Annotated in this window: 20 protein-coding genes, 5 tRNA genes, 5 rRNA genes, 1 other RNA gene and 1 other annotated feature (1 of these 32 running past the window's edge); of the genes, 4 read left to right on the top strand and 27 right to left on the bottom strand. The window is 44.4% G+C overall.

Annotated features, from left to right (window positions below; genetic code table 11):
- Window positions 1–7 precede the first annotated feature (7 nt).
- The 19 genes from MKY17_RS00210 to tadA all read right to left on the bottom strand — a co-directional run bounded on the left by MKY17_RS00210 (window position 8) and on the right by tadA (window position 15334).
- The gene (locus MKY17_RS00210) at window positions 8–838 is read right to left on the bottom strand and encodes a stage 0 sporulation family protein (RefSeq protein WP_061440314.1); all 831 of its coding nucleotides are present in this window, start codon (window positions 836–838) and stop codon (window positions 8–10) included.
- 1 nt (window position 839) lies between these two features.
- A complete protein-coding gene (holB, locus tag MKY17_RS00205; protein WP_098372681.1) occupies window positions 840–1838 on the bottom strand; it encodes a DNA polymerase III subunit delta' in 999 nt (332 codons plus the stop codon).
- 14 nt (window positions 1839–1852) lie between these two features.
- Window positions 1853–2293 (bottom strand): YaaR family protein, encoded by a 441-nt coding sequence (locus MKY17_RS00200; protein WP_098372649.1) that lies wholly within the window; start codon window positions 2291–2293, stop codon window positions 1853–1855.
- A gap of 24 nt (window positions 2294–2317) precedes the next feature.
- Entirely contained in the window at window positions 2318–2647 is a 330-nt protein-coding gene (locus tag MKY17_RS00195; protein WP_063235895.1) for a cyclic-di-AMP receptor, read from the bottom strand.
- A 101-nt stretch (window positions 2648–2748) separates the two neighbouring features.
- Window positions 2749–3390, bottom strand: coding sequence for a dTMP kinase (gene tmk, locus MKY17_RS00190; protein ID WP_098372648.1), 642 nt, complete (start codon window positions 3388–3390; stop codon window positions 2749–2751).
- Between the two features lie 39 nt (window positions 3391–3429).
- On the bottom strand, window positions 3430–4878 hold the full coding sequence (locus MKY17_RS00185) for an aminotransferase class I/II-fold pyridoxal phosphate-dependent enzyme (protein ID WP_098372647.1): 1449 nt from the start codon (window positions 4876–4878) through the stop codon (window positions 3430–3432).
- A gap of 240 nt (window positions 4879–5118) precedes the next feature.
- Window positions 5119–5337, bottom strand: coding sequence for a sigma factor G inhibitor Gin (locus MKY17_RS00180; RefSeq protein ID WP_098372646.1), 219 nt, complete (start codon window positions 5335–5337; stop codon window positions 5119–5121).
- A 209-nt stretch (window positions 5338–5546) separates the two neighbouring features.
- Window positions 5547–5662 (bottom strand): 5S ribosomal RNA (rrf, locus tag MKY17_RS00175).
- A gap of 64 nt (window positions 5663–5726) precedes the next feature.
- Window positions 5727–8659 (bottom strand): 23S ribosomal RNA (locus MKY17_RS00170).
- A 104-nt stretch (window positions 8660–8763) separates the two neighbouring features.
- Window positions 8764–8839 (bottom strand) — tRNA-Ala (locus MKY17_RS00165).
- Between the two features lie 16 nt (window positions 8840–8855).
- Window positions 8856–8932 (bottom strand) — tRNA-Ile (locus MKY17_RS00160).
- Between the two features lie 115 nt (window positions 8933–9047).
- A 16S ribosomal RNA gene (locus MKY17_RS00155) occupies window positions 9048–10598 on the bottom strand.
- The 16S, 23S and 5S rRNA genes sit together here with 2 tRNA genes alongside, the layout of an rRNA operon.
- Window positions 10599–10936: 338 nt before the next feature.
- Complete coding sequence (locus MKY17_RS00150) at window positions 10937–11200, bottom strand: pro-sigmaK processing inhibitor BofA family protein (protein ID WP_076373247.1); 264 nt, start codon at window positions 11198–11200, stop codon at window positions 10937–10939.
- A gap of 111 nt (window positions 11201–11311) precedes the next feature.
- Window positions 11312–11530, bottom strand: coding sequence for a YaaL family protein (locus MKY17_RS00145; protein ID WP_063236519.1), 219 nt, complete (start codon window positions 11528–11530; stop codon window positions 11312–11314).
- Window positions 11531–11550: 20 nt separating this feature from the next.
- Window positions 11551–12147 carry a recombination mediator RecR gene (gene recR, locus MKY17_RS00140; protein ID WP_034316264.1) on the bottom strand — a complete coding sequence of 199 codons (597 nt, stop codon included), beginning with the start codon at window positions 12145–12147 and terminating at the stop codon, window positions 11551–11553.
- A gap of 60 nt (window positions 12148–12207) precedes the next feature.
- Window positions 12208–12525 (bottom strand): YbaB/EbfC family nucleoid-associated protein, encoded by a 318-nt coding sequence (locus MKY17_RS00135; RefSeq protein WP_076373267.1) that lies wholly within the window; start codon window positions 12523–12525, stop codon window positions 12208–12210.
- A gap of 21 nt (window positions 12526–12546) precedes the next feature.
- A complete protein-coding gene (gene dnaX / locus MKY17_RS00130) occupies window positions 12547–14235 on the bottom strand; it encodes a DNA polymerase III subunit gamma/tau (protein WP_339201188.1) in 1689 nt (562 codons plus the stop codon).
- 183 nt (window positions 14236–14418) lie between these two features.
- An RNA gene (ffs, locus tag MKY17_RS00125) (signal recognition particle sRNA large type) lies at window positions 14419–14683 on the bottom strand.
- A 144-nt stretch (window positions 14684–14827) separates the two neighbouring features.
- Complete coding sequence (tadA, locus tag MKY17_RS00120; protein WP_098373826.1) at window positions 14828–15334, bottom strand: tRNA adenosine(34) deaminase TadA; 507 nt, start codon at window positions 15332–15334, stop codon at window positions 14828–14830.
- A 141-nt stretch (window positions 15335–15475) separates the two neighbouring features.
- Between tadA and MKY17_RS00115 the strand changes: the two genes are divergently transcribed.
- From MKY17_RS00115 to MKY17_RS00105, 3 genes are all read left to right on the top strand, one after another.
- On the top strand, window positions 15476–16021 hold the full coding sequence (locus MKY17_RS00115; RefSeq protein ID WP_098373825.1) for an isochorismatase family cysteine hydrolase: 546 nt from the start codon (window positions 15476–15478) through the stop codon (window positions 16019–16021).
- 182 nt (window positions 16022–16203) lie between these two features.
- Window positions 16204–16863, top strand: a complete 660-nt coding sequence (locus MKY17_RS00110; protein WP_098373824.1) for a deoxynucleoside kinase — start codon at window positions 16204–16206, stop codon at window positions 16861–16863.
- Window positions 16841–17512 (top strand): deoxynucleoside kinase, encoded by a 672-nt coding sequence (locus tag MKY17_RS00105; RefSeq protein WP_098373823.1) that lies wholly within the window; start codon window positions 16841–16843, stop codon window positions 17510–17512. The genes MKY17_RS00110 and MKY17_RS00105 overlap by 23 nt, the downstream gene beginning before the upstream one ends.
- Before the next feature lie 121 nt (window positions 17513–17633).
- On the opposite strand, the gene MKY17_RS00100 is transcribed toward MKY17_RS00105, so the two are convergent.
- The 4 genes from MKY17_RS00100 to guaB all read right to left on the bottom strand — a co-directional run bounded on the left by MKY17_RS00100 (window position 17634) and on the right by guaB (window position 22451).
- Window positions 17634–17726, bottom strand: a tRNA-Ser gene (locus MKY17_RS00100).
- A gap of 131 nt (window positions 17727–17857) precedes the next feature.
- Entirely contained in the window at window positions 17858–19135 is a 1278-nt protein-coding gene (serS, locus tag MKY17_RS00095) for a serine--tRNA ligase (RefSeq protein ID WP_098373822.1), read from the bottom strand.
- Window positions 19136–19198: 63 nt separating this feature from the next.
- Window positions 19199–19425: a binding site (T-box leader), on the bottom strand.
- Window positions 19426–19494: 69 nt separating this feature from the next.
- Complete coding sequence (locus MKY17_RS00090; protein ID WP_286177281.1) at window positions 19495–20814, bottom strand: D-alanyl-D-alanine carboxypeptidase family protein; 1320 nt, start codon at window positions 20812–20814, stop codon at window positions 19495–19497.
- Between the two features lie 173 nt (window positions 20815–20987).
- Window positions 20988–22451, bottom strand: coding sequence for an IMP dehydrogenase (gene guaB, locus MKY17_RS00085; RefSeq protein ID WP_063236531.1), 1464 nt, complete (start codon window positions 22449–22451; stop codon window positions 20988–20990).
- Window positions 22452–22562: 111 nt separating this feature from the next.
- Here guaB and MKY17_RS00080 point away from each other — a divergent pair, with 111 nt between their 5' ends.
- The gene (locus tag MKY17_RS00080) at window positions 22563–23528 is read left to right on the top strand and encodes a YaaC family protein (protein ID WP_098373821.1); all 966 of its coding nucleotides are present in this window, start codon (window positions 22563–22565) and stop codon (window positions 23526–23528) included.
- A gap of 79 nt (window positions 23529–23607) precedes the next feature.
- Here the strand turns inward: MKY17_RS00080 and rrf (MKY17_RS00075) are convergent.
- From rrf (MKY17_RS00075) to MKY17_RS00060, 4 genes are all read right to left on the bottom strand, one after another.
- Window positions 23608–23723, bottom strand: a 5S ribosomal RNA gene (rrf, locus tag MKY17_RS00075).
- A 64-nt stretch (window positions 23724–23787) separates the two neighbouring features.
- Window positions 23788–26720: ribosomal RNA gene (locus MKY17_RS00070) — 23S ribosomal RNA — on the bottom strand.
- A 104-nt stretch (window positions 26721–26824) separates the two neighbouring features.
- Window positions 26825–26900: transfer RNA gene (locus tag MKY17_RS00065), tRNA-Ala, on the bottom strand.
- Window positions 26901–26916: 16 nt separating this feature from the next.
- Window positions 26917–26968, bottom strand: a tRNA-Ile gene (locus tag MKY17_RS00060); it runs 25 nt beyond the window's last position.

Below are 26968 nucleotides of genomic sequence, written 5' to 3'. Positions count from 1 at the left end.
CACCACCTTAATAATCTGTGGCTTGAATAGAAACGGCTCCCTCTTTTAGAATCTCATCTAGAGTATACTCTAATACTCTTTCTTGCTCGATTAGTTCAATCTGAAGTACGCGTTCTAGAATATTAAGCCCCACTACCTTGCCTTTGCCACCAGGCGTATTAATCATTTCACCTAAATCAGGAAGCATTTCCTTCGCACTTTCATACTCATCATTTTCATATTTCAGACAGCACATCAATCGACCGCATAAACCTGAGATTTTTGTAGGGTTTAATGATAAATTCTGATCCTTCGCCATTTTGATGGAAACCGGTTCAAAATCCCCAAGAAATGTGGAGCAGCAAAGCATTCTGCCACAAGGCCCGATGCCACCAAGCATCTTTGCCTCATCCCTTACCCCAATTTGGCGCAGTTCTATGCGAGTTCTGAATATGGCAGCTAAATCTTTGACTAAATCACGGAAATCCACGCGACCATCCGCTGTAAAATAAAACACGACTTTATTTCTGTCGAAAGTATATGACACATCAACAAGCTTCATATCCAGCTTATGCTCCACAACCTTTTGACAACATATAGAGTAAGCCTCTTCTGCAGCCGCCTTGTTCTCGTCTACAATCAGCTTATCCTTTGCATCAGCGACCCGAAGTACTTTTTTTAATGGCAGGACAACATCGTTTTCATCTACTTGTTTTCGGGCTGTAACGACTTTACCGAATTCAACACCGCGGACAGTCTCCACTATTACAAAATCGTCCTTAGGAATAGCGAATTCACCCGGATCGAAGTAGTATATTTTGCCCGCCTTTTTAAAACGGACACCTACAACATCATACAAATCATGATCCCTCCTGCAAATTCAGCACAAGCTGTTCCATCAACAGCTGTGGATTCGTGTTGGACATCAGCTTCCTTTTTGCTTCCAAAATGCAACCCATATGTTCAGCAAGGCGTCTTGGGGAAAGATGAAGAGCGTGAGTTTCAAATTCCTTCAGTTTATTTTGGAACACAACGAAGTCCTTTTTGTCCAACTGAATGTATAATAAATCCTTATATATAAGAAGTAACAAATCAAGACCTCTGTCAACCTGTTCTCTTTCTTTAAAGTGTGTGAACCAATCCGTCTGAAGGTACAGCAATGCCTTCAAGGAATTAAGTTTTAACACTTCATATAATTTTACCACTATTTTTTGAGCTTGTACAAACCATTCATCATGACTAAGCCCGATTCCAGCTTCCACATTCTGTGTTATGTGTACAATAACCGAAGCCAGCTGTGGTTCTACATCCTGTTCCATCAGCTTCCGTTTCACATTTTCAGGAGATAATGGCTTGAACGAAATCACTTGGCACCTTGATAATATAGTTGGCAGAATCCTCTGAAGCTGTTCGGTCATCAATATTGCTACAGTATCAGCCGAAGGTTCTTCTAAAAATTTCAATAGACTGTTGGCTGCCCCCACCGACATTTTGTCAGCATCGGCAATCATATAAACCTTCCGATCCGCCTCTACACTTTTTTTCGAAAATTCTTCCTGAAGACCCTTAATTTGCTCTTTCTTTATTGAGAGGCCGTCTCTTTCTATCAAATGGACATCAGGATGATTCCCACTTGAAATCCGTTTGCAATTCCGACAAAGTTCGCATGGCTCATAACCTGTTGTCGGGGCTTCACATAGTAAGCTTTTGGCAAAGGCATTGCTTATCTCTTGCTTACCTGTCCCTTTTTCCCCTTCAAATAAATATGCATGAGCCACCCTTTTCTTCGTTATGCTATTTTGCAGCATCGTCATTACCTGCGGCTGAATTTGACTCATTTCCTGCCATGTTTTTTCCAAAACCATCAACTCACTTAAGTATATAAATTAATCAGAAGACCTTTAATCTCGCCTATCATTTCCAATATTTCAAGCGAGCTTTTCTCTTTATTAAGAATTTCCTCACTTAACTCAACTAATCTTACATCTATCGTTTCCACGGTTTTCAACGGCCTGCTCTGTCCATATTCGTTCCAGCTCGTGGATTGCTTCAGTTCCAGTCCATATTCAACCGCTTCTTTAACAAACCGTTTCACCAATGCTTTATATTTTGCCAATTCCCTAAAAGTGCGTGACCTTACTAAACGCTGACCCGCCCCTTCAATATCGCCAATCAAACGGTTTAATGTTTGGATTTGCATCTTTTGATCCTGTGTCTGGACCATTTGCTGAAATCCGCCATTTCCAGTTTGAAACTGCTTGGCATCCTGACGCGATTTATCCAGCTTAATAGGGATATCATGGTTGATTTTCATAATGAACCTCCCTAAAACTAACCGTTAAAATTGTAAAAAGTTTTCAACCGGCAGAACAAAAATGGTCGCACCGCCTACTTGAATCTCCACTGGGTAAGGTACATAGGACTCGGCATTCCCGCCCATCGGTGAAACCGGTGATACTAATTGGGATCGCGACTGACAATTCTGTTTGATGATCTGGATTGCTTTGTCAACACGTTCATCCTCTGTGCCAATCATAAAAGTCGTATTGCCTGATTTTAAAAACCCGCCAGTGCTGGCTAGCTTGGTCGTTCCGAAATTATTTTCCACTAATTCATTCAGCAGGCGATGACTATCCTTGTCTTGAACGACAGCAATGATCATTTTCATTCTCATCATCCTCCGGTTACTCTGAATTTTTACTAACTCCATTATATCAACTAGTCCTTGTCTGGAATAGTATTGGTTGAATATTATGGAAACCTGTATATTTAGTTTCCTGCTTTCGCTAAAAATTTCAGCAAGCTGGCTTTCGTTTCCTCAAGGACTTCATCTATTGTCCGGCCTGCATCCACGATAATGAAACGGTCTTTCCATCTATTTATAATGAACTGATACCCCTCACGAACTTTTTTATGGAAGTCGAGGGCTTCAAGATCCAGACGGTTCACTTCCCGTTCCCCATTGGACTGGATACGTCTCAATCCCTCTTCTGGGTCTATATCAAAAAAGAACGTGGCATCTGGCATCATATCTCCAATTGCGAATTTATTGATATTATAAACTTCTTCTATATCCAAGCCCCTTGCATGACCCTGATAGGCTAACGAGCTATCTATGAATCGGTCACAGAGGACAATTCCCCCTCGTTCCAACTCAGGCATGACCACTTCCACTAAATGCTGACGCCTTGCTGCTGCGTATAATAAAGCCTCTGTTCTCGAGTCCATGGCTGTATTATCTTTATTAAGGATCACTTCCCTAATTTGCTCCGAAATGGGAACTCCCCCCGGCTCACGCGTTAATAGGACTTGATAGCCTTCTTGTTGCAGGGCCTTGCCAAGCATTTGGGTAATTGTTGTTTTCCCGGCACCCTCAGGCCCTTCCATTGTTATAAAAATACCACGTTTCATCGATGTACCTCCAAGGTTCTTTGTTTGTAGTATATCATTTTAATGCCCGCTTTCATAAACGATCAATTCTCCGTTTGAGAGGGAGGAACCTCCATGAAACCTTGATCCCAGTTCTAGCAGTCTCCTCAGATTGAATATATGCTCAGGAGTAATCATTTCCCCGGACATAATTAAAGGGATGCCCGGCGGATAAGGAATGACCATCTCGGCAGATACCTCACCCACTGCTTTCTGTAATGTTACAGATTTGGATTTACTATGCTTCATGGCGGAGTATGGCATTTCAAGTCCTGTCATTGATCTTCCATCAGGCCATAGGACCCCAAGATTTGATTCCTTGTTTCCAGTTCTGTCTTCAGTGGCACTTTTTATAGTTTGAACGATTTCATGAAAAGGAAATTCGGTACCCATTTTTAATAAGGGTAAAATCATTAATAAATTATCAGGATCAGCCAATTCCGTAAAAATGCCCTCGGCTTCACATAGCTGCTGTAACTCAAAACCGCTTAAACCATTTGTTGATTGAATGACCACTTTCAACGGGTCTGCCAAGGTGCCTAGTGGGGCCTCCAGCACCCTTACTGTTTGCAGGGCACCTAATTCCCACCTGAAGTCTGATATCTTTTCAATAAGGGATATTTTATCTTCTGATGTAAAAGCGGCTAAGTAGGCCCTAGCTAAGTCCAGCGATCCCATAATTGGGTAAGATGGACTGCTCGACTGAAGCATTTGTAAATAGAATGATACTTGATCGACATCAACTAAGGATGAATTCACATGAAGAAATGACCCCATTGTCATAGCCGGCAGTGTTTTATGCGCTGAATGGACAACGGCATCTGCCCCTGCCAAAATTGCTGGCTTAGGAAACGGGCTTCCTAACTGAAAATGAGCGCCATGTGCCTCGTCCACCAACACAGGGATCCCCTTTTGATGTGCGAGTCTTACCATTTCCGTCAAGTCTTCACCAAGACCATAATAATTAGGATAGGTAACAATGATTACTTTTACATCTGGATGTACACTCAAGGCTTCTTCAATTAATTCAGATCCCACACCGCCAGCAATGCCCCATTTCTCATAATAAGCTGGTTGTAAAAAGATCGGTTGTACATTCGCTAACATCAATCCATGTAAAATTGATTTATGGCAGTTTCTTTGGACAAGGACCTTATCACCTTCCCGGCAGGTAGCAAGAATCATGGCAATGTTGCCTACGGTGGACCCATTAACCAAAAAATAACTCCGTTTTACCCCATATAGGTCAGAGAGTAGTTGCTCGGACTGTAAAATGGCGCCCTCTGGAGCATGCAGGTCATCTAAACCGCTTATCTCCGTGGCATCAATACCAAGAAGGGGATTGTATAAGGCTTGGCCCTTTTTATTAAACACCCATCCATTTTTATGACCTGGGACATGCAGAGATATTGGGCTTTTTTTATAAAAAGCACTCAGTGCATCGAACAACGGTGTCTGTGATTGATTCATTTTTCTCTTCCCTCATATCATAGTATTTTTTCATTTTATCAAATTAGTTCAATTTTATCTCATATTGCGTCGGCTGAAAGGCAATTATGCGTCTCCGAACAGTCTATTTGAAGGGAAGATACAGAAACACTGGAGCATGTTGCCAAGCATTCTTCTAAAGTACAAAAAAAAGAATCAGAGATTAAAGAAACACATCATTTCTTTTTTCTCTGACTCTTTAACTCTCCACATACTATTTTTTCATGATAATAGTTCAGGATTAGTGATTTTTCTTAATTTCTTTAAGTAATATTGGTACTTGGGATCGTTCGTATCCGTCCTGATCATATCCCTTTCACATTCCTCACAAATAAAAGTCGTATATAAATGTATACCCATCCCTTTTATTTGTTCACAAACCGCGCACGTTTCCCCTGCCGTCGTTTTGGTTGTTGTTGTCCCCAACATCTCCACCTCCATACCTGCATTCTCCCCAAAAACCATTGTTCGCATACATTAATTTAAATAGTTTAAGAGAACCGGGGATGCTTTTAACAATGTATGATGAAGAATTTCAATACGTGTATGTCTTTATAAAAGTTTCCATAATTGATAATCCCTTTATATCCAATGATTTTTCTTTGCATTATGCAAAAAAAGACCAGCCGGATGGCTGATCTTTTTAAATGGCTTGGCGGCGTCCTACTCTCACAGGGGGAAACCCCCAACTACCATCGGCGCTGAAGAGCTTAACTGCCGTGTTCGGAATGGGAACGGGTGTGACCTCTTCGCTATCGCCACCAAACATAAAAGGAACGTTGTTCCTTCAAAACTAGATAATAAGAAGGTATTTCATTTTTTAAAAAGCGTTGGTTAAGTCCTCGATCTATTAGTATCAGTCAGCTCCACATGTCGCCACGCTTCCACCTCTGACCTATCAACCTGATCATCTTTCAGGGATCTTACTAGCTTGCGCCATGGGAAATCTCATCTTGAGGGGGGCTTCATGCTTAGATGCTTTCAGCACTTATCCCGTCCGCACGTAGCTACCCAGCTATGCCTTTGGCAAGACAACTGGTACACCAGCGGTGCGTCCATCCCGGTCCTCTCGTACTAAGGACAGCTCCTCTCAAATTTCCTGCGCCCGCGACGGATAGGGACCGAACTGTCTCACGACGTTCTGAACCCAGCTCGCGTACCGCTTTAATGGGCGAACAGCCCAACCCTTGGGACCGACTACAGCCCCAGGATGCGATGAGCCGACATCGAGGTGCCAAACCTCCCCGTCGATGTGGACTCTTGGGGGAGATAAGCCTGTTATCCCCGGGGTAGCTTTTATCCGTTGAGCGATGGCCCTTCCATGCGGAACCACCGGATCACTAAGCCCGACTTTCGTCCCTGCTCGACTTGTAGGTCTCGCAGTCAAGCTCCCTTGTGCCTTTACACTCTACGAATGATTTCCAACCATTCTGAGGGAACCTTTGGGCGCCTCCGTTACTCTTTAGGAGGCGACCGCCCCAGTCAAACTGCCCACCTGACACTGTCTCCCACCCCGATAAGGGGCGCGGGTTAGAATTTCAATACAGCCAGGGTAGTATCCCACCAACGCCTCCACCGAAGCTAGCGCTCCGGCTTCTCAGGCTCCTACCTATCCTGTACAAGCTGTACCAAAATTCAATATCAGGCTGCAGTAAAGCTCCACGGGGTCTTTCCGTCCTGTCGCGGGTAACCTGCATCTTCACAGGTACTATAATTTCACCGAGTCTCTCGTTGAGACAGTGCCCAGATCGTTACACCTTTCGTGCGGGTCGGAACTTACCCGACAAGGAATTTCGCTACCTTAGGACCGTTATAGTTACGGCCGCCGTTTACTGGGGCTTCGGTTCAAAGCTTCGCTTGCGCTAACCTCTCCCCTTAACCTTCCAGCACCGGGCAGGTGTCAGCCCCTATACTTCGCCTTGCGGCTTCGCAGAGACCTGTGTTTTTGCTAAACAGTCGCCTGGGCCTATTCACTGCGGCTTTTCTGGGCTATTCACCCTAAAAAGCACCCCTTCTCCCGAAGTTACGGGGTCATTTTGCCGAGTTCCTTAACGAGAGTTCTCTCGCACACCTTAGGATTCTCTCCTCGCCTACCTGTGTCGGTTTGCGGTACGGGCACCTTACATCTCACTAGAGGCTTTTCTTGGCAGCGTGGAATCAGGAACTTCGGTACTATATTTCCCTCGCCATCACAGCTCCGCCTTAATGGAAACGGGATTTGCCTCGTTTCCGGCCTAACTGCTTGGACGCGCATATCCAACAGCGCGCTTACCCTATCCTTCTGCGTCCCCCCATCGTTCAAACGATGTATAGGTGGTACAGGAATATCAACCTGTTGTCCATCGCCTACGCCTTTCGGCCTCGGCTTAGGTCCCGACTAACCCTGAGCGGACGAGCCTTCCTCAGGAAACCTTAGGCATTCGGTGGAAGGGATTCTCACCCTTCTTTCGCTACTCATACCGGCATTCTCACTTCTAAGCGCTCCACCAGTCCTTCCGGTCTGACTTCAACGCCCTTAGAACGCTCTCCTACCATCGACACCTAATGGTGTCAATCCACAGCTTCGGTGATACGTTTAGCCCCGGTACATTTTCGGCGCGGAGTCACTCGACCAGTGAGCTATTACGCACTCTTTAAATGGTGGCTGCTTCTAAGCCAACATCCTGGTTGTCTAAGCAACTCCACATCCTTTTCCACTTAACGTATACTTTGGGACCTTAGCTGGTGGTCTGGGCTGTTTCCCTTTCGACTACGGATCTTATCACTCGCAGTCTGACTCCCAAGAATAAGTATTTGGCATTCGGAGTTTGACTGAATTCGGTAACCCGTTGGGGGCCCCTAGTCCAATCAGTGCTCTACCTCCAATACTCTCATCTTGAGGCTAGCCCTAAAGCTATTTCGGAGAGAACCAGCTATCTCCAGGTTCGATTGGAATTTCTCCGCTACCCACACCTCATCCCCGCACTTTTCAACGTGCGTGGGTTCGGGCCTCCATTCAGTGTTACCTGAACTTCACCCTGGACATGGGTAGATCACCTGGTTTCGGGTCTACGACCTCATACTCATTCGCCCTATTCAGACTCGCTTTCGCTGCGGCTCCGTCTCATCAACTTAACCTCGCATGAAATCGTAACTCGCCGGTTCATTCTACAAAAGGCACGCCATTACCCATTAACGGGCTTTGACTACTTGTAGGCACACGGTTTCAGGATCTATTTCACTCCCCTTCCGGGGTGCTTTTCACCTTTCCCTCACGGTACTGGTTCACTATCGGTCACTAGGGAGTATTTAGCCTTGGGAGATGGTCCTCCCTGCTTCCGACGGGATTTCTCGTGTCCCGCCGTACTCAGGATCCACTCAGGAGGGAACGAAGTTTCAACTACAGGGTTTTTACCTTCTTCGACGGACCTTTCCAGGTCACTTCATTTACCCCGTTCCTTTGTAACTCCATGTTGAGTGTCCTACAACCCCAAGAGGCAAGCCTCTTGGTTTGGGCTAATTCCGTTTCGCTCGCCGCTACTCAGGAAATCGCGTTTGCTTTCTCTTCCTCCGGGTACTTAGATGTTTCAGTTCCCCGGGTCTGCCTTCAGTACCCTATGTATTCAGGTAAAGATACTGTTCCATTACGAACAGTGGGTTTCCCCATTCGGAAATCTCCGGATCAAAGCTTACTTACAGCTCCCCGAAGCATATCGGTGTTAGTCCCGTCCTTCATCGGCTCCTAGTGCCAAGGCATCCACCGTGCGCCCTTTCTAACTTAACCGTTAAAAAAGATCTTACAGATGCTTTGAAAAAAATTAATTGCCTTCTATCTATTATCTAGTTTTCAAGGAACAAGCTGTCCCAATCACAACGTGATTGTTTCATTGGTGGAGCCTAGCGGGATCGAACCGCTGACCTCCTGCGTGCAAGGCAGGCGCTCTCCCAGCTGAGCTAAGGCCCCGTTTCGGGAAATGGAATGGTGGGCCTAAATGGACTCGAACCATCGACCTCACGCTTATCAGGCGTGCGCTCTAACCAGCTGAGCTATAGGCCCATTCACATAAATAATAAGCTTCTGCTTCCCAAGCTTATCGCGGGATTGCTATTTAATTGAATGAATCACTCATTCAAAACTGAACAAAACAAAAGCGCCTCGTAATTATCCTTAGAAAGGAGGTGATCCAGCCGCACCTTCCGATACGGCTACCTTGTTACGACTTCACCCCAATCATCTGTCCCACCTTAGGCGGCTGGCTCCATAAAGGTTACCTCACCGACTTCGGGTGTTACAAACTCTCGTGGTGTGACGGGCGGTGTGTACAAGGCCCGGGAACGTATTCACCGCGGCATGCTGATCCGCGATTACTAGCGATTCCGGCTTCATGCAGGCGAGTTGCAGCCTGCAATCCGAACTGAGAATGGCTTTATGGGATTCGCTTACCTTCGCAGGTTTGCAGCCCTTTGTACCATCCATTGTAGCACGTGTGTAGCCCAGGTCATAAGGGGCATGATGATTTGACGTCATCCCCACCTTCCTCCGGTTTGTCACCGGCAGTCACCTTAGAGTGCCCAACTGAATGCTGGCAACTAAGATCAAGGGTTGCGCTCGTTGCGGGACTTAACCCAACATCTCACGACACGAGCTGACGACAACCATGCACCACCTGTCACTCTGTCCCCCGAAGGGGAAAGCCCTATCTCTAGGGTTGTCAGAGGATGTCAAGACCTGGTAAGGTTCTTCGCGTTGCTTCGAATTAAACCACATGCTCCACCGCTTGTGCGGGCCCCCGTCAATTCCTTTGAGTTTCAGCCTTGCGGCCGTACTCCCCAGGCGGAGTGCTTAATGCGTTAGCTGCAGCACTAAAGGGCGGAAACCCTCTAACACTTAGCACTCATCGTTTACGGCGTGGACTACCAGGGTATCTAATCCTGTTTGCTCCCCACGCTTTCGCGCCTCAGTGTCAGTTACAGACCAGAAAGTCGCCTTCGCCACTGGTGTTCCTCCAAATCTCTACGCATTTCACCGCTACACTTGGAATTCCACTTTCCTCTTCTGCACTCAAGTTCCCCAGTTTCCAATGACCCTCCACGGTTGAGCCGTGGGCTTTCACATCAGACTTAAGGAACCACCTGCGCGCGCTTTACGCCCAATAATTCCGGACAACGCTTGCCACCTACGTATTACCGCGGCTGCTGGCACGTAGTTAGCCGTGGCTTTCTGGTTAGGTACCGTCAAGGTACCAGCAGTTACTCTGGTACTTGTTCTTCCCTAACAACAGAACTTTACGACCCGAAGGCCTTCTTCGTTCACGCGGCGTTGCTCCGTCAGACTTTCGTCCATTGCGGAAGATTCCCTACTGCTGCCTCCCGTAGGAGTCTGGGCCGTGTCTCAGTCCCAGTGTGGCCGATCACCCTCTCAGGTCGGCTACGCATCGTCGCCTTGGTGAGCCATTACCTCACCAACTAGCTAATGCGCCGCGGGCCCATCTATAAGTGACAGCGTAAACCGTCTTTCCATCTTCTCTCATGCGAGAAAAGAACGTATCCGGTATTAGCTCCGGTTTCCCGAAGTTATCCCAGTCTTATAGGCAGGTTGCCCACGTGTTACTCACCCGTCCGCCGCTAATCTCAGGGAGCAAGCTCCCGTCGATTCGCTCGACTTGCATGTATTAGGCACGCCGCCAGCGTTCGTCCTGAGCCAGGATCAAACTCTCCGAAGAAATGTTTGACTTGCTCATTTGCTTTTTTGATAGTGTGTGCTCACTTAAAATTTAACGTTGGCGCTTTGTTTTGTTCAGTTTTCAAAGAGCGATTTTTCGCCGTTACTTCGTAAGCGACTTTATTATCTTATCACTTACTTAACCTGATGTCAACAATTATTTAAAATTGTTTTTCGATTGAGCAATTGACGATGTCGTTATTGGCGACTCCTAATATATTATCAGGTTGATGAGTTATCGTCAATGGTTTAATTGATTTTTTTTAAAAAAACTATAACATGATAAAAACCCCAGGGAGATATCCATGGGGTTTTCATAAGACTTCGACGGAATATCCTTTAAATGATCCAATAACCAATGGCCGCCAAAGCGGCAACTCCCGGTATTCCAAGCAGACCGGCGACTGCCGAGGTAACAGGGTTGATGGGTACATGAATGCCCGCTTGATTCCCAAGTGTATTCAAAAAGAACAAAAATGCTGCACCGATAATGACCTTTATAATCCCCTGCCCTATAAACCGGACAGGTCTTAATGGCGCCCCGATAATGAGGAGCATTAAAATCAGGCCGCCAATTACAGCAACAAAGACAACTGGTTCCAAACTCATTCCTCCCCGCAAGCTTGTACTACACTTATATGAAGAAATCGATGGATTAAGAACTGAAAAAAAATGGCCATGAGGAACACGCAATCCTTCACAGCCATTTCCTTATCATCTTTTTAAGCGGACATTCCTTCTTTTAACTTCCCTGAATAAGTAGAAATATTTCACTTCCGCCAGTCTCGTTTGGGCGATTACTTCCTCAGATGGATCAACGCTTTTTTCAAGTAATGATTTTTGATTATGCCAATTCCATTTCAAATGTTCAAGCTCTTCGATTAATGAATCATTGAATTCATTCCGAAGTTTCTTTTTTTTACGAAAGAACAAGTGAAGTCCTCCCAGCTATCTTATATTTCTCTTCTTCCTTCTATTGCTTTTGATAGCGTCACTTCATCCGCATACTCCAAATCTCCGCCAACAGGAAGTCCGTGGGCAATTCGGGTCACTTTGATGCCTGATGGTCTAAGCAACCGCGAAATATACATGGCTGTCGCTTCACCTTCAATGTTAGGATTAGTAGCCAAAATTACCTCCAGCACTGTTTCATCTTGCAGGCGCTTTAATAAATCAGGAATATTTATATCTTCCGGACCGATTCCGTCCATTGGGGAAATACTGCCATGCAGTACATGGTATAAACCATTGAACTCTCTCATCTTTTCCATAGCTATTACATCTTTCGGGTCCTGAACCACACAAATCAAACTTCTGTCCCTCTTTTGATCTTCGCAAATATAACAAGGATCTTGATCTGTAATATGACCACAGACTGAGCAATACATAAGATTCCGCTTAGCATTAACAAGTGCTTTTGCAAAATCCAAAACAGTATCTTCCTTCATGCTTAGTACATGAAAGGCTAATCGAGCAGCCGTTTTAGGACCAATCCCCGGCAATTTCATAAAACTGTCAATGAGCTTGGAAATTGGTTCTGGATAATGCATCGAATTCCTCCTAAAAATTTCAAAAGAAACCCCCTGAAAGGAAGTTTCTTTTGAACTTGCTTAAAACATACCCGGAAGGTTCATTCCCTTAGTGAATTGTCCCATCGTTTGGTTTGTCAGTTCTTCCGCCTTTTTCAAAGCATCGTTAGTCGCAGCCAGCACTAAATCCTGAAGCATATCGATATCATCCGGATCGACAACTTCCGGTTTGATGACTACATCGACTATTTCTTTATGTCCAGTAACGATGACCGTCACCATTCCGCCGCCAGCAGTTCCTTCAACCTTTTTTTCACCTAATTCTTCCTGTGCCTCTGCCATCTTCTTTTGCATCTTTTGCATTTGTTTCATCATGTTCTGCATATTACCGCCGCGCATACCCATTCTTCTTACCTCCAATTATTCTTTAATTTCAAGTAAATCATCGCCGACTAATTTTCTAGCCTCTGCTATAAAGGGGTCTTCTTCTTTTGATTCCGTTTCTTCTGGACCGTCGAACTGCTGTGTCGATATGAAATCCTCCCGCAACCTTTGCCACTGGCTCTCCGGAACTCCAGCTATCTCCATACGATGTCCGGTCAATTGCTGCATGATCGAGGCTATCACTTCCACGAAACGGTTATTTTCCATTGCCATTTGACAATGAATATCATATTTGAATTTTACCACAAAAGCTTCAGTAGACGCAGCAACAGGTTCTGCCTCCGTTAATAAAGCTGCCAATGATTTTTGATTTTGCTGACCTAACTGTTCAAGCACTTCCCCCCACTTACTTTTCACAGCAGTAAGGTCCGGCTTCGTAGCTTGTTTCAAAATTTGATTGATCTTTCCTGCTGGTGCTTTATACGCCTTTTTAACGGCCCTTTGCGCCTTAGCCTGCTCTGCAGGTTTTTCCGTCATGGCTGCCGGGATGCCGTTTTTCTGCATTTCGAGTAATTTCTTCTCTAAATCTTCTATTTTCTGCAGCAGCTGTTGAAGCTGCCCGTTATCACTTTGATTTGGCCTTTGCTCATTACATAACTTCACAAGTGCCACTTCAAGGAAAATCCTTGGATGATTTGTCCATTTCATATCCTGCTGTGTTTGATTGAAGCTTTCAATAATGGAGTAAATCGATTCAGAAGAGATTACTTCTGCCAATTCCTTAAATTGGGGATCTATCAAAACACGCTCGAAGGATTCTGCCAGTGCCGGTGCCGTTTGAAATAAAAGCATGTCACGGAAATAATAAATCATGTCTTCTATGAACCTAGCCGGGTCTTTTCCCATGGCCAGCAATTCTTCAAGGACTTCAAGTGCCACCGCTACTTCTTTATCATATATAGCCTTTGCCAGACGGCTTAAAAATGCCTGCGACACAGAACCAGTGACAGTCAATGCATCTTCCATAGAAACTGTCTCCGAACTGAAGGATATCGCTTGATCAAGAAGGCTTAGTGCATCTCGCATCCCGCCTTCGGCTGCCCTTGCAATGATATGCAGGGCTTGTTCATCACATGAAACACCTGTTTCTGCAATGATTTGTGACATCCTGCCAACTATATCTTGAGGCTGGATCCTTTTAAAATCAAACCTTTGGCAACGGGAAATGATCGTTAGTGGAATCTTATGAGGTTCAGTCGTCGCCAATATAAAAATCACGTGCTTCGGAGGTTCTTCCAATGTCTTTAAAAGCGCATTGAAAGCCCCTTGTGAAAGCATATGTACCTCATCGATGATATAAACTTTATATGTAACCGCGTTAGGAGCATATTTGACCTTATCACGAATGTCACGGATTTCCTCGACACCATTATTGGATGCTGCATCAATTTCTATAACATCTGATATGGAGCCATCGGTGATTCCGCGGCAGGTAGCACATTCGTTACAGGGCTCACTTGTCGGGGCATGCTCACAATTCACTGCTTTTGCTAGAATTTTGGCAGCACTTGTTTTCCCTGTTCCACGTGGACCGGAAAATAAATAGGCATGCGAAACCTTCTGCCCGACCAAGGCATTCTGCAACGTTTTCGTTACATGTTCCTGCCCGACTACATCAATGAATTGTTGTGGCCGCCATACCCGGTATAATGCTTGATACCCCACGGAAATCCCTCCTTCTTTTCTCCATCTTGTTTATTATACATTACTGATTTCCTTAATTTCAAAGTCTAAAAAGAAATTTCATCATTGCCTCATTTTTTTCAAAAATACCAAGCGCTTTACCTTCTTGGCATAAAAAAAAACCCACCCGATACGAATGAGTTTTTTGTTTATGTAAAATAACTGCCGTGCACCTTCTGTCGATTAGCAACCATAAGCGTTACTTAAGCAGTTAGCTCGACCCAGGCAACCCTGCGGCACATGAGAACTTCCACTTAATGCTGCTTCCTTCCGGACCTGACATGGTTCATGGAGTCCCATTGCGCAGGACCCGGGCGTCAACACCACTTACTTAAGGCAGGCCCTACAGAATGCTAACCTCGAGAAGGGATTCAACCTCGCTAGAGCGGATTGCGAGTACAGGGCACCGCTACCTCCCCGTCTAGCACGGCAAAAGTAATACCAATTTCACAGCGTCATGTCGACGCATAATTCATTATACTAAGGTAACAAAAAAAACGCAAGTGTTGTTCATGAACAGTTTGATTCCAAATTTATCAAACGAAGCAAACTTTTTTTCGACACTCGTTTTTCCCTATTTATTTTCTTCGGCAATCTTAAGTGCTTGCTCTCTTTTCAAAGTTTTCTTTCTATCCCTAAGCTCTTTAAAAAAAGAAGTCAATATCCAGCCGCACTCTTCCCCCAATACACCGCTTGTTACATCACATTGATGGTTAAAGCGTTCATCTTGAAGTAAATCCATGAATGTCCCTGCACAACCTGCCTTTGGATCATGCGCTCCAAAAACTACCCTTTTCACCCTTGATTGCAAGATGGCCCCAGCACACATGGGACAAGGTTCCAGCGTTACGTATAATGTCGCATCTTCAAGGCGCCAACTGCCAAGTTCCTTGCAAGCCTCATTGATCGCAAGCAGCTCCGCATGTGCCGTCGCATTCTGTTCCGTTTCCCTCAGGTTATGCCCTGTCGAAATAACTTGATCGTCTATTACGATTAAAGCGCCAATCGGCACTTCATTCAACATCTGCGCCTTTTTTGCTTCCTTTAAGGCTAAATTCATGTAATAAACATCATCCTTCATAAAAAAAACCCCCTCATATAAAGTAGGAGTAAACAGACACATATAAGACAAAAATAAAGGTCATACTACTTGTTCTAATGAATAGTAACGCATGCGGCATACGTGCTGCAAGTAAATTCTCACAATACAGGAGGATATACCATGAATCGACCTGAATCACCTTCTTTTGCATTGCTTATCATTGATATGATCAATGATTTTGATTTCAAATACGGGAATATGCTCCTTGAACATACGAAACTTATCGTCGATCCGATTTTGGAATTAAAAAAGCAAATGAAAGAAAAAGGTTTTCCAATCATTTATATCAACGACCATTATGATTTATGGCAGGCTGACTTCGATAAAATTATTGATAGATGTAAAAATGAAGGAAATGCCTCATTAATCGAAAGGATAAAACCTCAACAGGACGAATTCTTTCTCATCAAGCCGAAACATTCCGCATTTTATGGGACGGCACTCAATACACTACTTAAACGATTAAACGTGGAAACCCTGATCATTACTGGAATAGCTGGCAACATCTGCGTGCTATTCACAGCCAATGATGCCTATATGCGGGAATATAAATTATGGATTCCGAAGGATTGCATCGCTTCTGCATCAAAGGAAGATAATCATTACGCATTAAAGATGATGAACCATGTTCTCAAGGCATCCATAAAAGATGGTGAAGACTTTTAAGCATTCAATCGAACAAGGCACTGACCTACATACCACCCCCAATAAACAATCTTTCATTCTCTTTCTTTATCAACCTGACAAAAATGTCACTAAAGTCCCAAGTCTGTGATACAATATCTCTTGGCGAAAAACCTAATAACCGGGAATTTCAGCTTGATACCTCATGAAGGAGGACAGATTGGATGAAATCCACCCCATTTATCACCGTCGAAGGTCCAATCGGCGTGGGAAAAACATCACTTGCAAAAGTTATCGCAGATCATTTTCAAATTTCATTATTGAAGGAAATTGTAGATGAAAATCCATTTCTCGGGAAATTCTATAAAGATATTGATGAGTGGAGCTTTCAAACAGAAATGTTTTTTCTGTGTAACCGGTATAAACAATTGGAAGATATCGAAAAAAAGTATCTTACTAATAACCAAGCCGTGGTGGCTGATTACCATATATTCAAGAACTTGATATTTGCTGAACGAACGTTAAAGAACGGACAATACAATAAATACCTTGAAATATTCAATATTTTAACACGGGATATGCCTAAACCTAATATGGTGATTTATTTAAATGCAAGTCTTGATACTCTTATCTCCCGAATCGGTAAAAGAGGTCGTGAGTTCGAAAAAAATATATCCTCCATTTATTTAGAGCAGTTATCCGCGGATTATCGAACATTCATGGAAGCATTTGAGAAACAGCACCCTGACATACCTGTTCTTACATTCAACGGAGATGAGCTGGATTTTGTCGGGAACAAGGATGATTTGAAAACGATAATCAGCCAAATTGCGAACGCCCTGCACAAAGGAGTAAAGTCAAATGAACTTACGAAAGAAATATAACATTCCAAATAACGCTGTCATTACGATAGCAGGGACGGTTGGCGTAGGAAAATCGACCATGACCAATGCTTTAGCCGATGCCCTTCAATTCAGGACATCCTTTGAAAAGGTTGATACGAACCCCTATCTGGATAAGTTTTACGATGATTTTAATCGTTGGAGTTTCCACCTGCAAATCTATTTCCTCGCTGAACGTTTTAAAGAGCAAAAAAAAATCTTCGAATATGGCGGCGGTTTTATCCAAGACCGTTCCATTTATGAAGACACCGGGATATTTGCAAAAATGCATTATGAAAAAGGCACGATGAATGATGTGGACTACGAAACTTATACAAGCCTTTTCAACGCCATGGTAATGACGCCATACTTCCCGCACCCTGATTTACTTATCTATCTCGAAGGTTCGCTGGATGATATCCTCGACCGGATCCAAGAGCGTGGACGTCCAATGGAACAGCATACCCCAATTGAATATTGGCAGGAAATGCACGGCCGTTATGAAGAATGGATTGATCAATTCAACGCCTGCCCTGTCCTTCGGTTAAATATAAACGAATATGACCTTATGCAGGATGAAGCAAGCATCGAACCTCTTATAAAACGGATTGCCGAATATATGGAGCAAACCAAGTTGTTGCGAAATATTTAAAACAGAAAAACCACCGATTATCCGGTGGTTTTTTAATATATTAGAAAACAAAAATTCCGTTACATATCTGTAACGGAATTTATCGATATCCAATTTATGCGCTGTGGTTATTAATAAGTTATGGAGGAGGTAGAGGGATTCGAACCCCCGCGGGATTTGACTCCCCTGTCGGTTTTCAAGACCGATCCCTTCAGCCGGACTTGGGTATACCTCCGTATCAACATTTATTATATTACATGGAATTAAAATTAAAGTCAAGCTCTCTATAAAGTTTTTTTAAAATAATTTCAAACTTTGATAAAAAGGAGAATCAGCCTCTTTAATCAGAAGCTGATTCCTTTTAACTTACGGTTTAATGACTTCCGCACCGCGCATATATGGACGTAATACTTCAGGAATGATAACACTGCCATCTTCCTGCTGATAATTTTCCAAAAGGGCAGCGACTGTACGGCCGATTGCCAGACCTGATCCATTTAGAGTATGGACATGTTCCGGTTTGCCTTTTGCGTCACGTCTGAAGCGGATATTGGCCCGTCTAGCCTGGAATGCTTCAAAGTTACTGCAAGAAGAAATTTCTCGGTACGTCCCATAACTCGGGATCCAAACCTCGATATCATACTTTTTAGCAGCAGTGAATCCAAGATCTCCCGTACACATGCTCAGCACTCGGTATGGAAGGCCTAGCAACTGAAGGACCTTTTCGGCATGACCTGTGAGATTTTCCAATTCTGCATAAGAATCTTCCGGCTTCACGAACTTCACTAGTTCAACTTTATTGAACTGGTGCTGACGAATTAACCCGCGGGTATCACGACCAGCAGATCCTGCCTCTGAACGGAATGAAGCGCTGTATGCCGCATAGCTTATCGGCAGATCGTCCGTGCTCATGATTTCATCACGATGGAAGTTTGTCACCGGGACTTCGGCTGTAGGAATCAAGAAGTAATCATCACTTTCGATACGGAAAGCATCCTCTTCGAATTTTGGCAATTGACCTGTCCCAGTCATGCTTGCACGGTTCACCATATATGGCGGCAGCATTTCTTCATATCCATGTTCCTCAACATGAAGGTCCAACATAAAGCTAATTAAAGCACGCTCTAATCGAGCACCAAGACCCCTATAAAATACAAATCGGCTTCCGGTCACTTTTGCTGCCCGTTCAAAATCCAGGATGCCTAAATCTCCAGCTACATCCCAGTGTGGTTTCGGTTCAAACTTGAATTCCGGTAACTCTCCCCATTTACGGATTTCGACATTATCGTCTTCCGTCTCACCAACAGGCACACTTTCATGCGGAATATTCGGAATGGAAAGAAGTAATGTTTCTAACTGTGCTTCCACTTCACGAAGTTCATCATCGAACCCTTTGATACGGTCACCAACTTCACGCATTTGGGCAATCAACTGATCTGCATCCTTTTTTTCCCGTTTCAATACGGCCACTTGCTGTGAAACTTCATTTCTTTGGCTTTTCAACTTTTCCGTATCAGCAATCAAAGTCCGGCGCTTTACATCCAGTTCCTCGAATTTACCTAAATCGGTCAAATCTTCCCCTCTAAATTGCAATACACGCTTCACTTCTTCAAAATTATTTCTTACATATTTCAAATCCAACATTTTCAGTTCCTCCTTAATAATTCGATGATTTATCAAAGAACGCAAAAAACTCCCGTCCCCTGAAGAAGGGACGAGAGTTAACCCGCGTTGCCACCCTAGTTGAAGGCATATGAAAAACGCCTACCACTTAACTCGATAACGGCTTTTAACCGAAAGTATTTACTGACCCCCAAAAGGCTTTCCATACTCTGCTCCAGGAGGGATTCACAAGACTCTCACACCGATTTCCACCAGCCATCGGCTCTCTATAGAAAGAAATACTTGTTACTATTTCCTGTCATTGCTTTCTTATATAATCAGATTGTTTTCCATAATGTACTATAATTTTATACATTACGCAACCGTTTTATACGCGAAACTTAAAACCAGCCTTTAACAGTAGAAGCTACACTGCTCCATACGTCACCAAAGAATCCGCCAACCGCTCGCATTGATAATACGAACCAGTTTGCCTTTTCAACAGATTCAGCAGCTACGACGTTAACCTTAACTGGATCGCCGTTAATGTACCCGTAATCTTCTCCTTTTTTAGGAGTGACTGTGATGTAACCTAGCTTTTCACCTTTTTTGATTGGTGCAGTAAGCTTACCATCATCATTCAATTTGTTTTTATCGATCACTAAATCTGTTTTATAGTTATCTTTCTCACCATTTTCAACAAGTAGCTCGATTGCCTTTTCAGATTGAATCTTAACATTTTTTTCCTTGCCTTTTACTACTGAAAGTGTTTCTTTCCCTTTCACCTGGTAATTGGCTGGAAGGACTTTTTCCTTTTTAAAGGTTGCATAAGCATAGTTCATAAGCTTAGTGCTATCTGCAAAACGTTCGTTTTTATTAGTGGACTTCATAACCACCGTGATATAGCGCTGACCGTCTCGGATAACCGTCCCTGTATGTCCATAACCGGCAAAGTCGGTAGATCCCGTTTTTAGTCCATCTACGCCTTTATATTCAAATATCAGACCTGGCAACATCCAGTTGAAGTTCGGATATTCTTTTCCATCACGGAACTTCAATTTAGGAATGCTGGCGATTTTTAACACTTCCGGATAATCGTTTATTAAACGATAAGCAAGAAGACCAGTATCTTTTGCTGTCATGATATTTTCATCATCTTCATTACCCGAAGGATATTGCCCTAATAAATCGGAGTTATTCAAACCGCTGGCATTAACGAATTTATGGTTTTTCAAGCCTAGTTCCTTTGCTTTTTCGTTCATTAACTTAACGAAGCTCTTTTCACTTCCGGAAACCAACTGTGCTAAAGCTACTGTTGCCGCATTTCCGGAATAGACGGCCATAGCTTGATATAGTTCCTTAACTGTATAATCTTCACCTTCTGTTAACCCAACATTCGACAAATTAGGTGCTTTTGAAAGGTCATGTACGTATTTATTTATTTTAACTTTCTGATCCCAACTGATTTTCCCATTTTTGATTGACTCCATTATGATGTACTCGGTCATCATTTTAGACATGGATGCAATCCCTAATACTTTATCGGCATTTTTTTCATACACGATTTGTCCTGTTTCACCATCAATGATGATGGCTGCCTCTGCTTTTAAACCCAAATTATCAGATTCAGCAACAGCTTCCCCCGGTTGATAGGCAAATTGCGACATAACAAGAACTAAAACAAAAGTGAAAATGAGGGACATCTTGCTGATTTTTTTCAATTTCCAATACCTCCAACTTTTAAGCTAATCTCTATAACAAAGAAGAAACTTTATGTAATTCCCTTGACACCTTGTCTAGTTTATCACAGAAAAAATAAAAAAAATAGACAGAGTAATCGCAGACTCTGTCTATTTTAACAATAAATTTTAATGACGATTATATGTTAAATTCATTACATTGAGTAGTTCGGTGCTTCTTTGGTAATTTGTACATCATGAGGATGGCTTTCCCTTAACCCGGCACCGGTCATTTTGACAAATTGAGAGTTTTCTCTCAACTCTTCCAATGTGGCTGTACCGCAATATCCCATACCTGAGCGAATGCCGCCAATCAGTTGGAAAATGGTATCTGAAAGAGGTCCTTTGTATGGAAGGCGCCCTTCGATGCCTTCCGGTACGAATTTCTTGTTATCTTCTTGGAAGTAACGATCTTTAGATCCCTTTTCCATTGCAGCAACGGAGCCCATACCCCGATATACTTTAAAACGGCGACCTTGGAAAATTTCCGTTTCGCCTGGGCTTTCAGTTACACCTGCAAGCATGCTGCCAAGCATTACTGCATGTCCGCCTGCAGCCAGGGCTTTAACGATATCACCAGAGTATTTAATTCCGCCATCAGCGATAATCGTTTTACCATGTTTTCTTGCTTCTGTCGCACAATCGAAAACTGCCGTGATTTGTGGAACACCTACACCAGCCACAACCCTTGTCGTACAGATTGACCCTGGTCCGATTCCCACTTTGACTACATCGGCACCCGCTTCAATCAATGCTTTCGTTCCTTCAGCCGTTGCCACATTACCGGCAATGATCGTCAATTCAGGATATGTCCCGCGGATTTCCTTCACCATTTCAAGGACGCCTTCTGAATGACCGTGAGCAGTATCAAGTACGATTGCATCGACATGGGACTTAACTAGCATTTCTACACGCTTCATTGTATCCTTAGTCACTCCGACTGCAGCACCTGCAAGTAATCTTCCTTGCTTATCTTTCGCCGAATTCGGGAACTCAATGACTTTCTCGATATCCTTGATCGTAATAAGTCCTTTAAGGACTCCATTATCGTCTACAAGGGGAAGCTTTTCAATTTTGTACTTTTGAAGAATCTTCTCTGCTTGTTCCAAGTTAGTTCCCACTGGCGCTGTGACCAGATTCTCTACAGTCATGACACTGGAAATCTTCAAGGAAAAATCGGAAATAAATCGCAAATCACGGTTTGTAATGATACCCACAAGTTTTTGGTCCTCTATATTGTTGACTACAGGAACACCCGAAATGCGATATTTACCCATTAAATGCTCTGCATCAAATACCTGGTGATCCGGCGTTAAGAAAAATGGATCGGTAATTACACCGCTTTCTGAACGTTTTACTTTATCCACCAGTTCAGCCTGTGCTTCAATGGACATATTTTTATGGATGATACCTAAACCGCCTTGACGAGCCATGGCAATTGCCATCTCAGCTTCTGTCACGGTATCCATTCCTGCACTGATGATAGGAAGGTTGAGCTTTAAGTTTTCAGCTAAGTTGACTTGAAGGTTAACATCTTTCGGCAAAACCTCTGATTTCGCTGGAATTAATAGGACATCATCAAAGGTTAAACCTTCTTTTGCAAATTTATTTTCCCACATTATTTTCCCCTCCTGCTTAAAAATATTATTTGTAGGTTATCAATAGGACATACTACTGTCAAGAAGAGAAATAAAAGTTTGATTATTCTATTAATTCGGAGGATAGCTGCAATGCCTGAAAACAATGATAATTTCGATAAATATACACCTTTTTTTTCCGCATCTTCCTCACAACTTTTTTTACAAAAATGTTACACGCATGAAAAAATAGCAGAAGCGGAAATAAAAAGTTACGATAATTGTTATCCATTTATTTACCATCTTGAACATGCTAAAACTTATTATAATCAGGCTGCCATTGCACCACTTTCCATACAACCAATCTTAACATTTTATGGATTCGCCCAATTGTTAAAGGCTTGCCTGCTCACGATCGATCCCAACTATCCGGAATCAACTTCGATGCTTGCCCATGGGGTTACTACGAGAAAAAAGAAAAAACAGCAATATGAATTTTTAAAGGATGAAGTTAAAACGCAAAAAAACGGGCTTTTCACCTGCATTGCCGAGAAGTTATTTCATATAAAGCATCTGGAGGGTGAAAAATTTTCCATGGGAACGCTGATAAAGGAAATTCCGGATATGCAAAACTTTACATGGTCCGTTTCCAAGAAAAATTTCGTCGCCATGTTACCCTCTTTGGACGGTTTTCAATTACCCTCAGCGACCTTGGATAGCTATCAAATGTCCAGCAGTCGAATGGAAGAATTTTTGAAAGCTAAAACGAATCAAGTTTACAGTATTTCAGAAGCTCCTGGGACACTGCATTTAAAAACTGATGGCATTCCTATTCATAATGCTTCTTCCCCAATACGGTATAATTTGGCAGAAAGACAGTTCATGCTATCACTCAATAAAGATTCGTCAGCTTTTTCATTACCTGAACTTTTGATTCATTATTTGATTTCTTATAACCTTAGCATAATAGCTCGTTATGAAACAGAATGGTGGGCAGAACTGATGAAAACCATGCCCAATGATGATTACCCTTGCATTGTGCAATTCCTTAAAATAAGCCAAGCTAAGGTGCCATTTTTAATATTTGAATGGATTAAGTCCGAGAGGTTCCACTTTTGATCCTTGCAACATCCAATTGGTCAATTGATCTGTCCCGAACGACGAAAAAAGACCAGCTGGATGGCTGATCTTTGAAATGGCTTGGCGGCGTCCTACTCTCACAGGGGGAAACCCCCAACTACCATCGGCGCTGAAGAGCTTAACTGCCGTGTTCGGAATGGGAACGGGTGTGACCTCTTCGCTATCGCCACCAAACATAAAAGGAACGTTGTTCCTTCAAAACTAGATAATAAGAAGGTATTTCATTTTTTAAAAAGCGTTGGTTAAGTCCTCGATCTATTAGTATCAGTCAGCTCCACATGTCGCCACGCTTCCACCTCTGACCTATCAACCTGATCATCTTTCAGGGATCTTACTAGCTTGCGCCATGGGAAATCTCATCTTGAGGGGGGCTTCATGCTTAGATGCTTTCAGCACTTATCCCGTCCGCACGTAGCTACCCAGCTATGCCTTTGGCAAGACAACTGGTACACCAGCGGTGCGTCCATCCCGGTCCTCTCGTACTAAGGACAGCTCCTCTCAAATTTCCTGCGCCCGCGACGGATAGGGACCGAACTGTCTCACGACGTTCTGAACCCAGCTCGCGTACCGCTTTAATGGGCGAACAGCCCAACCCTTGGGACCGACTACAGCCCCAGGATGCGATGAGCCGACATCGAGGTGCCAAACCTCCCCGTCGATGTGGACTCTTGGGGGAGATAAGCCTGTTATCCCCGGGGTAGCTTTTATCCGTTGAGCGATGGCCCTTCCATGCGGAACCACCGGATCACTAAGCCCGACTTTCGTCCCTGCTCGACTTGTAGGTCTCGCAGTCAAGCTCCCTTGTGCCTTTACACTCTACGAATGATTTCCAACCATTCTGAGGGAACCTTTGGGCGCCTCCGTTACTCTTTAGGAGGCGACCGCCCCAGTCAAACTGCCCACCTGACACTGTCTCCCACCCCGATAAGGGGCGCGGGTTAGAATTTCAATACAGCCAGGGTAGTATCCCACCAACGCCTCCACCGAAGCTAGCGCTCCGGCTTCTCAGGCTCCTACCTATCCTGTACAAGCTGTACCAAAATTCAATATCAGGCTGCAGTAAAGCTCCACGGGGTCTTTCCGTCCTGTCGCGGGTAACCTGCATCTTCACAGGTACTATAATTTCACCGAGTCTCTCGTTGAGACAGTGCCCAGATCGTTACACCTTTCGTGCGGGTCGGAACTTACCCGACAAGGAATTTCGCTACCTTAGGACCGTTATAGTTACGGCCGCCGTTTACTGGGGCTTCGGTTCAAAGCTTCGCTTGCGCTAACCTCTCCCCTTAACCTTCCAGCACCGGGCAGGTGTCAGCCCCTATACTTCGCCTTGCGGCTTCGCAGAGACCTGTGTTTTTGCTAAACAGTCGCCTGGGCCTATTCACTGCGGCTTTTCTGGGCTATTCACCCTAAAAAGCACCCCTTCTCCCGAAGTTACGGGGTCATTTTGCCGAGTTCCTTAACGAGAGTTCTCTCGCACACCTTAGGATTCTCTCCTCGCCTACCTGTGTCGGTTTGCGGTACGGGCACCTTACATCTCACTAGAGGCTTTTCTTGGCAGCGTGGAATCAGGAACTTCGGTACTATATTTCCCTCGCCATCACAGCTCCGCCTTAATGGAAACGGGATTTGCCTCGTTTCCGGCCTAACTGCTTGGACGCGCATATCCAACAGCGCGCTTACCCTATCCTTCTGCGTCCCCCCATCGTTCAAACGATGTATAGGTGGTACAGGAATATCAACCTGTTGTCCATCGCCTACGCCTTTCGGCCTCGGCTTAGGTCCCGACTAACCCTGAGCGGACGAGCCTTCCTCAGGAAACCTTAGGCATTCGGTGGAAGGGATTCTCACCCTTCTTTCGCTACTCATACCGGCATTCTCACTTCTAAGCGCTCCACCAGTCCTTCCGGTCTGACTTCAACGCCCTTAGAACGCTCTCCTACCATCGACACCTAATGGTGTCAATCCACAGCTTCGGTGATACGTTTAGCCCCGGTACATTTTCGGCGCGGAGTCACTCGACCAGTGAGCTATTACGCACTCTTTAAATGGTGGCTGCTTCTAAGCCAACATCCTGGTTGTCTAAGCAACTCCACATCCTTTTCCACTTAACGTATACTTTGGGACCTTAGCTGGTGGTCTGGGCTGTTTCCCTTTCGACTACGGATCTTATCACTCGCAGTCTGACTCCCAAGAATAAGTATTTGGCATTCGGAGTTTGACTGAATTCGGTAACCCGTTGGGGGCCCCTAGTCCAATCAGTGCTCTACCTCCAATACTCTCATCTTGAGGCTAGCCCTAAAGCTATTTCGGAGAGAACCAGCTATCTCCAGGTTCGATTGGAATTTCTCCGCTACCCACACCTCATCCCCGCACTTTTCAACGTGCGTGGGTTCGGGCCTCCATTCAGTGTTACCTGAACTTCACCCTGGACATGGGTAGATCACCTGGTTTCGGGTCTACGACCTCATACTCATTCGCCCTATTCAGACTCGCTTTCGCTGCGGCTCCGTCTCATCAACTTAACCTCGCATGAAATCGTAACTCGCCGGTTCATTCTACAAAAGGCACGCCATTACCCATTAACGGGCTTTGACTACTTGTAGGCACACGGTTTCAGGATCTATTTCACTCCCCTTCCGGGGTGCTTTTCACCTTTCCCTCACGGTACTGGTTCACTATCGGTCACTAGGGAGTATTTAGCCTTGGGAGATGGTCCTCCCTGCTTCCGACGGGATTTCTCGTGTCCCGCCGTACTCAGGATCCACTCAGGAGGGAACGAAGTTTCAACTACAGGGTTTTTACCTTCTTCGACGGACCTTTCCAGGTCACTTCATTTACCCCGTTCCTTTGTAACTCCATGTTGAGTGTCCTACAACCCCAAGAGGCAAGCCTCTTGGTTTGGGCTAATTCCGTTTCGCTCGCCGCTACTCAGGAAATCGCGTTTGCTTTCTCTTCCTCCGGGTACTTAGATGTTTCAGTTCCCCGGGTCTGCCTTCAGTACCCTATGTATTCAGGTAAAGATACTGTTCCATTACGAACAGTGGGTTTCCCCATTCGGAAATCTCCGGATCAAAGCTTACTTACAGCTCCCCGAAGCATATCGGTGTTAGTCCCGTCCTTCATCGGCTCCTAGTGCCAAGGCATCCACCGTGCGCCCTTTCTAACTTAACCGTTAAAAAAGATCTTACAGATGCTTTGAAAAAAATTAATTGCCTTCTATCTATTATCTAGTTTTCAAGGAACAAGCTGTCCCAATCACAACGTGATTGTTTCATTGGTGGAGCCTAGCGGGATCGAACCGCTGACCTCCTGCGTGCAAGGCAGGCGCTCTCCCAGCTGAGCTAAGGCCCCGTTTCGGGAAATGGAATGGTGGGCCTAAATGGACTCGAACCATCGACCTCACGCTTATCAGGCGTGCG

The organism is Peribacillus sp. FSL P2-0133, assembly GCF_037975445.1.
Lineage (GTDB): Bacteria > Bacillota > Bacilli > Bacillales > DSM-1321 > Peribacillus > Peribacillus simplex_E.
The sequence above is the reverse complement of the archived record's forward strand: the minus strand, read 5'-3'. Positions and strand labels throughout refer to the sequence as shown.